Raw genomic sequence first — 8,302 nt, forward strand, 5'->3', positions numbered from 1 at the left:
TTTTGCAATATTGTAAGCGGCGTGATATTCAGGACTTCTGCCATTCTCTCTCTTCAAGTTCTTTCTGCGGCAATAACAGGGCGGCTTCAATCTCCTGGCGCACAGCAACTGTGACTTCACAGTTGCTATTGAGACAATCTATCAGCAACTGATTGGCATCATAATAGCGTTGCAGTGTTTGTTGCTGCTGAGGGCTAAAGTCCCAAGAATGCTGAATATTTCGATGCAGGGCGATCGCCCCTCTCAATCGCTCAGTCCAGGCTAGATGGTGCGTTGACCACCATTCCTGAAACCTTTCCCTACCCTGCTTTGGATCGGGAAGTTGGTCTTTGAGTTGTTGCAGAGATTGATATAACCCAACATCTAAAACAATTGCCAAGGCATTGTCTAAGGCATTGCTAAGGGCATGAGCATGGGCAAAATCCGAGCTAGAGTCAATGGCACACTCCAACACCAGGTTATCCAGCGCCACATCCAGAAACCTACCCTGGTCAAGGGTGCAGCTAAGGGCAAAGTGAGGCGCAAGGTGAGGAGTCTGGGTCAAGGCAAGGTAAAACGCACGAGTTGCAGCTAGCGATGGTTGGGGTAGAACCAAGGATTTTTGGCTTGCCCAAGTTAAAAACTCTTGGAGATAGGGGTCTTGAGCGACTAGCGCATCAATTTGTTGCTTCATCAACTGCACCAGGGAGTCTGCACTCCGCAGCATGGCAGCTGTCAACAAAAAGATTTCGCGCCAACGCGGTTCTGTAATGTGACTCACCAATCGTTCTAGGGCTTGCTCTAATGCTTGTAAATTATGACTGGCAACAATTTTCCTGGCGGTGAAGTATTCTTGAAACGCTAGATAAGAGAAGGAGAAAATTCCCCGCGCTCGTTCTGCCAATAATCCATGTTGCAGTTCGATCGTCTTCAGTACCACTTCACTATCGAGTTGCAATTCCTCTGGTTGAAAAGGAGCATCCGGTAAATCGCGCATATAGTTGCCAATATGCCGCTCGATCGCGCGTTGCTTAAAGAAGTAATCCCCCTGCTCAAATGTCACTGCGGCAATCTGACTCAGTAACCTGAGCTTTTGTGGCAATAAAAAATCTCGGTAAACTTCATCTCGCTGAATGCCCCTAGCTTCATCCCATTGAACCAGGAGTAGGTCTAGACATTGCTTATAAAACTCAGCTCGTTTGGTGGGGAATTTTTCCTGGCGATGGAACACCCAGCAGGCAAGGTGCAGAAATAAGGGAGTGACTGCCAGTTGGCGGAATTGGAAGTTTTCGGGCAAGTCTAGTTTCTGAATGAACTGAACTGAACGTTCCAGCTCATCCTGGGGATTCGTTTGCGTGAATGCCGCAAACCACTTCAGGGCGAAGGCAGCAATTTGATCTTGGGTAAACGGGGCAATTTCGACATCCTTGAAGCCCTTGAGCTTGAACGTTTTAGCCGCCGTTCGGCAGGTGGCGACAAACAGGTTCTTTTGATATTTCTCAGAGAAGCGGCGAATTTCCTTGACAACGGCGTTGCGATCGCGATCGAGGACTTCATCCAGCCCATCCAGTAACAGCAACACTTTACCTTGACGCAGCAGGGTTTCTAGAACGGACGGGGTGGAAATTTCAGATGTGAGAAATTCTGCATGGATGTAGTTTAATAAGCTAAAGTCGCCTGCTGCTTCTGACTCGTCGGCAAAATCTCTCAAGGTGATAAATATCGGCACTCGGTTTGCTGCAAACTCGCCGCGATCGCACTGGATTGCCAGATGTTGCAAAAAAGTGGTTTTCCCTGACCCTGGTTTACCCAACACCCTAAGCTTAGAATAGGTTTCAACTGCCCTCGTGCCTGCAATTTGTGTCTGGGACACCTCACCCATGCCAAAGCGGTCGAATTCTTTTGAGGTCGGGCTTTGCAAGTCGGCGATCTCTAACCAGCACTCGCTGGCAATCTCCTCTAAAATATTCACATCAATGTAAACGTCGTCTATGCCAACCAGACGGCTGGTATCTAATAGCTGCAACGTACCGCACTGGTTTTGAATTTTGTCTTGGCGTTGCGATCGCACCTGTTGCACCAAAACATCAATATCCAGAAGTTGAGCTGCGGCGATTGCTCCAGGATCTAAGAATTCTACTGGCGGATCGATCGCGACCTCCCGCCAATTCAACTCTAATACAGAACAAATTTCCAGAAAAATGTAACGATCGACCGGACGACCAGTGAAAAACCGCCAAATCGGTTGGCGAGTCTTGACATTAACTTCCCCTGCCAGATTTTCCTGAGTCCATCCCTTGAGGGCAAACGCTCTTTTAGCCTGTTGAATTCCAGTCGGTGACGCTTGGAGCGATCGTTTTGCCATAGAAAAAAGAGCTTGTATAAATTACCATTGCACAAATCTTAAACTTATGTTAATGAGTAAAGTCTTATGATTTTTTCTATGCTAACAACATTTTCCTGCGACTAAGTTATACAAAATCGCCTGAGTTACACTTCAATCGATCGACTAATCGATAGCTAAAAGTGTTCCCCACTAGCAGTTCTGAGCAAATTTTTCTGCTTCAAAAAATAGGCGATCGCTAGATTTCCAGTTTGCCAAAGATCGGCATCTGCTTCCCCAGCTTGCGGTGTGGAGAGGCATCTGGGAGCTTTTATAAGTTTTGCAACAAAATCAAACGCTACCTTTAGACGGCTGCATCACACCCTATAGAACCACAACGCATATAGTTGGTAAATAAATCGACGATCGACGGTTGATGACAAATTACCTGTAAACAATACTCTTCCAGACTGGCTAAAAGCAGGGCATTCCGCAATCTAGGATCGTTAGTGCATCGAGTAATCCAAGCTATTTGCTGCTGCATGTAGCGATCGCTTTGCAGTAATTCTTGAATTCCTGCTTGCAGTACATCCACTACGGTTAAGATGCGGCTGCGATCGAGAAAATCCCATTCGCAGATTTTCTGCAACATGACAAAACTAACTAAGCGAGTCATTAAATTTTCATAAGCTTGTCGTGGCGAGCGATCCAAATATCTCTGCTGCAAAAGGCGGTAGCGGTATGCCATTGCTTGCCGGATAGTTTCTAGCTGAGCAGAGTCGAGCATCTCAAATCGCTCTAAGTTCTCTCCTACGAGCCAGCAAACAATGCTTTCTCTAGTTGCAGCAGATTGTTCTAGGCAGTCCAAAGCTAGACGCGATCGCCAATTCTGTGCCAATTCTGCGGCTTTGGTATAATTGCCTGCGGTGAATTCCTGCCGTAAAGCTTTTATCTTATCCTGCACACCATACCTCCTGGCAAATGTTCTCCCCTAAAGATGTTAATTGAAGGGGAAAACGAGAAAGCCCCCTTTTTTAGGGGGTTGGGAAATCTCAACTACACGGGTTCCAAAACATTTACGTTGTTGAAGTAAATGCCATCAGGTAGTCGAGCCTTTACTTAGCCGGATTGCTCGTCTTTGTTGTAATTCAAGACTTAAGCGGGTACTGATGCAGGCATCAACACTGTATCGATGACATGGATCACGCCATTATCAGCCGCAACATCTGCTGTTGAGACTGTGGCATCGTTCACCTTAACGCCCTTGGAAGCGTCAATTTTTACATCCGAACCTTCAACCGTTTTAGCTGACTTCATCTTAGCCACGTCAGCTGCCATTACCTTGCCAGAAACGACATGATAAGTCAAGATTTTCTTGAGTTTGGGAATGTCTTTCAGTAATGCGTCTACTGTGCCTGCTGGAAGCTTGGCGAACGCCTCGTCATTGGGTGCAAATAGAGTGTATGGACCAGCACCTTTGAGAGTATCTACCAAACCAGCAGCCTTGACAGCAGCAACCAGCGTGTTAAAAGAACCAGCCTTGACGGCGGTATCAACAATATCAGCCATGTAATTCACCTGGTTATGTGCAATTTGCTAACAGTAATCTGCTAACAAAACTAGTATAACACCCTACTGTTAGAAATCATGTTTCAGCAATGTTTGAATAGTGTATAAATTGTATATTTTCTGCTAAAAACCTCAAGTAGTTAGATTAAATTTTGTATTTGATTGCCAAGGGAATGCTCAATCGAATCCCTTCTGTATTTAAGCCCTTGGTAAATCCTTCGGGTAAGGGCTAATCGCTAATCGCTAATTGCTATTTATGCTAGATTTAGCACCTAAAAACTAGCCCCCGCTCCAACAATCGGGGGCATACCTGGGTAGTCAAGCCAAGGTGGAAAAACTAAGACTAATTATCTCCTAGTCCATCATGTTAGTTTGTCATGTCTCTTAGGGTCTTTTTTTTGCTTTTTAGTGCCATCAGATTTCGCTTTTGGCTTTTTGGATTCTCTGTTACCTTTTTTCTGTTCTGGCATACTTATTCCCCAATAGAGGTTCTTTTCATTCTGACCTAGATCGCTAAACCTTGGAGTGTTTCGGCAGATCGCGAAAATTCTACAAATTTATGTTTAGTATATTTTTCTCTATCCATATCAGCAGTAGCTATTTTTGAGCGCGAGTAGAGATAATTTTTCTAATTTTTGTAACGTAATCAATCAATTCATTAAAGAAATCAAACAACACCCTGTCACCGTAATAGAAGTAGAACCTTTCCTTCGACCCATCTCATACCCCAGTTGTTATGTGTAAGGGCAGGCGATCGCGTTTTTTTAGCACAACACCTCTGTTTGAATTCCCATTTTTATCACCCTACTAATTACGATTTACAATGCGAGTTTTACTCCTCTATCCACTCTTCCCTCCATCGTTCTGGTCTTTTGAGAAAGCTCTAGAACTGATTGGACGTAAGGTTTCCATGCCTCCTTTAGGACTCATTACCGTCGCTGCTATTCTGCCTCAAGAATGGGAGTTCCGCTTAGTAGATCGCAACGTCCGATGTGAGACTGAAACAGACTGGAATTGGGCAGAACTTGTGATTATCTCCGGCATGATCGTCCAGAAGCCAGATATGTTGCAATTAATTTCCCAGGCAAAGCAACGTGGCAAACTAGTAGCTGTGGGTGGACCTTACGTTACCTCGGTTCCAGAGCCAGCACGGGAAGCGGGAGCAGATTTTCTAGTTTTAGATGAAGGCGAGATTACCCTGCCTTTATTAGTCAATGCGATCGCGCAAGGCAAAACCTCCGGTATCTTTGGCGCTGAAGGCGAAAAACCAGATGTCACCAATACACCGATTCCACGTTACGACCTGCTAGATCTTAGCGCCTATAACGAAATGTCAGTGCAGTTTTCACGTGGATGTCCGTTCCAGTGCGAATTCTGCGATATCATCGTCCTCTATGGACGCAAGCCGCGCACGAAAACACCAACACAGTTGCTAGCTGAATTGCAGACGCTTTATGACTTAGGCTGGCGGCGTTCTGTTTTTATGGTAGATGATAACTTTATTGGCAACAAGCGCAACGTCAAGCTGTTATTACGCGAACTCGGTCCCTGGATGGCAGCGCACCGTTACCCGTTTCGCCTCGCAACTGAAGCTTCTATCGATTTAGCACAAGATCGTGAATTGCTAGATTTAATGATCGATGCCAATTTCGGTGCTGTTTTTATCGGTATTGAAACACCAGACACCGATTCCCTAGCTCTGACGCAGAAGTTTCAAAATACCCGCGACTCCTTAGTTGAATCCGTCCAAAAAATTAATCAAGCGGGTTTGAGCGTCATGGCTGGTTTTATCTTGGGCTTCGATAGTGAAAGATCGGGTGCGGGTCAGCGGATCATTGATTTTGTAGAAGCGACAGCGATTCATAAAGCGATGTTCGGGATGTTACAAGCTCTCCCCAACACGGCTCTGTGGAAACGACTACAAACAGAAGGTCGGTTGCTGGAGGCAATGCAAGAAACGCAGGGACATCAAATGGCGCTCACTAATTTTGTGCCAACCCGTCCTGTGGAAGAGTTAGCCCGCGAGTACCTCAGTTGTTTTTGGGAATTGTACGAGCCGAGCCGCTACTTATCACGAGTTTATCGGCATTATATGGAACTCAAGCCCACTCCTCATAAAGTCCCATTCCGAATGCTGGAACCGATTGAGCTGCGAGCAGTGTTATCGATCTTCTGGAAACAGGGGTTCAAGCGCAAAACACGCTTTCAATTTTGGCGACAGTTAATTGCAATTATTCAGCATCGTCCCAAAGTATTTGTCTCTTATCTGAGCAATTGCGCTCTAGGCGAGCATTTCTTCCACTATCGAGAAATCGTGCGTAACGAAATTGAAGCGCAACTTATCCAGAAGTCAACTGCTCCAACCGTGGAACTTAGCCCAGGAAAGCTTGTATCGAGCACTACGACTGGTTATTAGCGATCGCGCTCTAATTTAAGCAAAAGTGGGACTGCCAGCTCTACAACATCTCCCTATTTCTGTTAGTTTGATTAGCTCAAATCCTTGTTTGGTATCTGCTTTAGGTTAGATAATTACCCGCGATAGTATAATTTATTTAGGGTTGCTACAGGTTAACTTTATACCTAAAGTTTGACTTACTTTTTTACTTCCTAATGTAACAAAAATCTAATAAAAATTACGGACTTAAGGCGTATTAAAAACGACTTAGAATCTGTCTCTTTAGAGTGATTAAGCTATGAGATGCAATTGTTAGGTTAGCTATTAAGAACGACCAACGTTCATCTAGTTTTTAATCTTTTTTAATTAAGGAGACTATTGACATGGTTGAGAATAAGCAGGCTTTAGAAAAACAAGTTGAAAATGCTAATCGCATGACAACAGATTCCTCCTATGCCGCTCCAACGAGTACAAACGTAGGTATCGGAGTATCTGAAACTGAATATACCAACCGTATGCCAGCAGATCGCTCCTATGCCGCTCCAACGAGTACAAACATAGGTGCTGGAGTATCTACATCTGCAAATGCTCCTACAACTACGCCTCAATCCGATGCTCGTCCAGCAAATGGAAGTAACAATGCTGCGTTAAACCGAGCACTGGTAGGAGGACTCATTGGTGTAACATTAGGCTCATTAGCTGGTGCTTTCGCTGGCAAGAGAATAGGCAAGGGATTTAACCATACTGTAAAAGGTCTAGGAGATGCATCAAAGACTATTGGTAATGGTCTTGGTCAAACAGCAAAAGGTTTAGGGGACGCGGCAAAGAGTATTGCTGAGGGTACTATCCAAACCGTTGTAGGTGGTGCAATGGACACAGCAGAAGGTGTTGCTGAAGCATCTAAGCAAACCACGATAGGTACACTCGACGCAGTACAGAACGTAGCGCAGGGTGTAAATCGTGCTGTACAAGAAGCTGCGAATCAAGCAAAAGATACAGCACAAAATATCGCTGAAGGAGCCAAGCAGACCACGGTAGGCGCGCTCGACGCAGTACAAAATACAGCGCAGGGTGTCGATCGAGCTGTACAAAATACTACAGACACAGCCAAGGATGCAGTACAGAACGCTAGACCATTTGAAGAGCAAAGCGATCGATATCAAGAGAGAATAGCTCTAGGCGACCGGCAAATCGAGAATGATGCAGTCGGTATGGAAAATTTTGATCGGACACCAACTGTCTATATTTCAAATCCAGAGCAGACAGAAGAGACTTTCAAAGAGTCACCTATGTCTGTAAATGAATAAATGTCGATAGTTTCTGTTCAAAAAACTCATTTGAAGAAAAACTCGCTTGGCTTTAGTCACTCTCATAACCCAACGAATGACATTGCTAACGTAGTAATTTCTTAGTTTGTAGCTGAAGTGAGTTTAACAAGGTAGTTCTCAAGGAATAAGAATAAGCAATAATTTTTTTCGCAAGGTAATTATACTTAATTCTTTAGACTTTGAGGGCTACCTACAAACAAAATCATGAGTTATTAGTGAGTAGATAACTTATGTTTTTCCATGGCTAGACTTTGGCAAGTCAAAGTAAAAAGGTTTAAATATTGCTTTTTCGTCTTAGCACAAAGTAGAAGATTATGATGAACGAGAACCAGCAGGTTTTAGAGCGCTCCGAAGAAAATGTCGATCTACTAACAGATGGAGTCGATGATGATGTAGCAGGTCAAAGTAAGAACAACGAGTTAGCTAAAGTAGCGATTGGAGCACTTATTGGTGCTACATTGGGCGCGATCGCTGCGGCTTTAACTATTAAAGGTACAACTGAAAAAGTTGACCGAACTGTCAAAACCGTAGGAAATGCAGTAAAAGGTGCAACTGGTAGTTTCAGTCAAACTGTAACAAATGTAGGCGACGCAATCAGGACTGTAGCGGATAGTGTCAACGAAACTGTAAAAGATGTAGGAGATGCCGTTAAAAATACAGCTTTGGACGTTAACGCCACGACAACAGATACAGTCAGTGCTGTTAAAG

The 8,302-nt window shown here is 44.4% G+C and carries 6 protein-coding genes; 3 read left to right on the plus strand and 3 right to left on the minus strand.

Translation table 11 applies throughout. The annotated features are described in order from the left end of the window. Positions 1 to 28 precede the first annotated feature (28 nt). The 3 genes from ACRC32_RS23880 to ACRC32_RS23890 all read right to left on the minus strand — a co-directional run bounded on the left by ACRC32_RS23880 (position 29) and on the right by ACRC32_RS23890 (position 3,871). Positions 29 to 2,344, minus strand: coding sequence for an NACHT domain-containing protein (locus tag ACRC32_RS23880; RefSeq protein WP_438556312.1), 2,316 nt, complete (start codon positions 2,342 to 2,344; stop codon positions 29 to 31). Positions 2,345 to 2,666: 322 nt separating this feature from the next. Beyond that, entirely contained in the window at positions 2,667 to 3,266 is a 600-nt protein-coding gene (locus tag ACRC32_RS23885) for a hypothetical protein (protein WP_438556313.1), read from the minus strand. Positions 3,267 to 3,457: 191 nt separating this feature from the next. Further along, positions 3,458 to 3,871, minus strand: coding sequence for a fasciclin domain-containing protein (locus ACRC32_RS23890; protein ID WP_438556317.1), 414 nt, complete (start codon positions 3,869 to 3,871; stop codon positions 3,458 to 3,460). Between the two features lie 823 nt (positions 3,872 to 4,694). On the opposite strand from ACRC32_RS23890, the gene ACRC32_RS23895 reads away from it, so the two are divergent. From ACRC32_RS23895 to ACRC32_RS23905, 3 genes are all read left to right on the plus strand, one after another. Then, positions 4,695 to 6,287, plus strand: a complete 1,593-nt coding sequence (locus ACRC32_RS23895) for a B12-binding domain-containing radical SAM protein (RefSeq protein WP_438556314.1) — start codon at positions 4,695 to 4,697, stop codon at positions 6,285 to 6,287. Positions 6,288 to 6,649: 362 nt separating this feature from the next. Then, a complete protein-coding gene (locus tag ACRC32_RS23900; protein WP_438556315.1) occupies positions 6,650 to 7,573 on the plus strand; it encodes a hypothetical protein in 924 nt (307 codons plus the stop codon). A gap of 335 nt (positions 7,574 to 7,908) precedes the next feature. Continuing rightward, positions 7,909 to 8,302, plus strand: a 394-nt coding sequence (locus ACRC32_RS23905; protein ID WP_438556316.1) for a hypothetical protein, incomplete at its 3' end; no start/stop codon positions are given.

The organism is Chroococcidiopsis sp. (assembly GCF_051657925.1).
Taxonomy (GTDB): Bacteria; Cyanobacteriota; Cyanobacteriia; order Cyanobacteriales; family Chroococcidiopsidaceae; genus Chroococcidiopsis.

What these genes read in the sequence shown, in the direction of transcription:
- ACRC32_RS23880 (WP_438556312.1), bottom strand. Translation starts at nt 2,344, where the DNA reads ATGGCAAAACGATCGCTCCAAGCGTCACCGACTGGAATTCAACAGGCT.
- ACRC32_RS23890 (WP_438556317.1), bottom strand. Translation starts at nt 3,871, where the DNA reads ATGGCTGATATTGTTGATACCGCCGTCAAGGCTGGTTCTTTTAACACG.
- ACRC32_RS23895 (WP_438556314.1), top strand. Translation starts at nt 4,695, where the DNA reads ATGCGAGTTTTACTCCTCTATCCACTCTTCCCTCCATCGTTCTGGTCT.
- ACRC32_RS23900 (WP_438556315.1), top strand. Translation starts at nt 6,650, where the DNA reads ATGGTTGAGAATAAGCAGGCTTTAGAAAAACAAGTTGAAAATGCTAAT.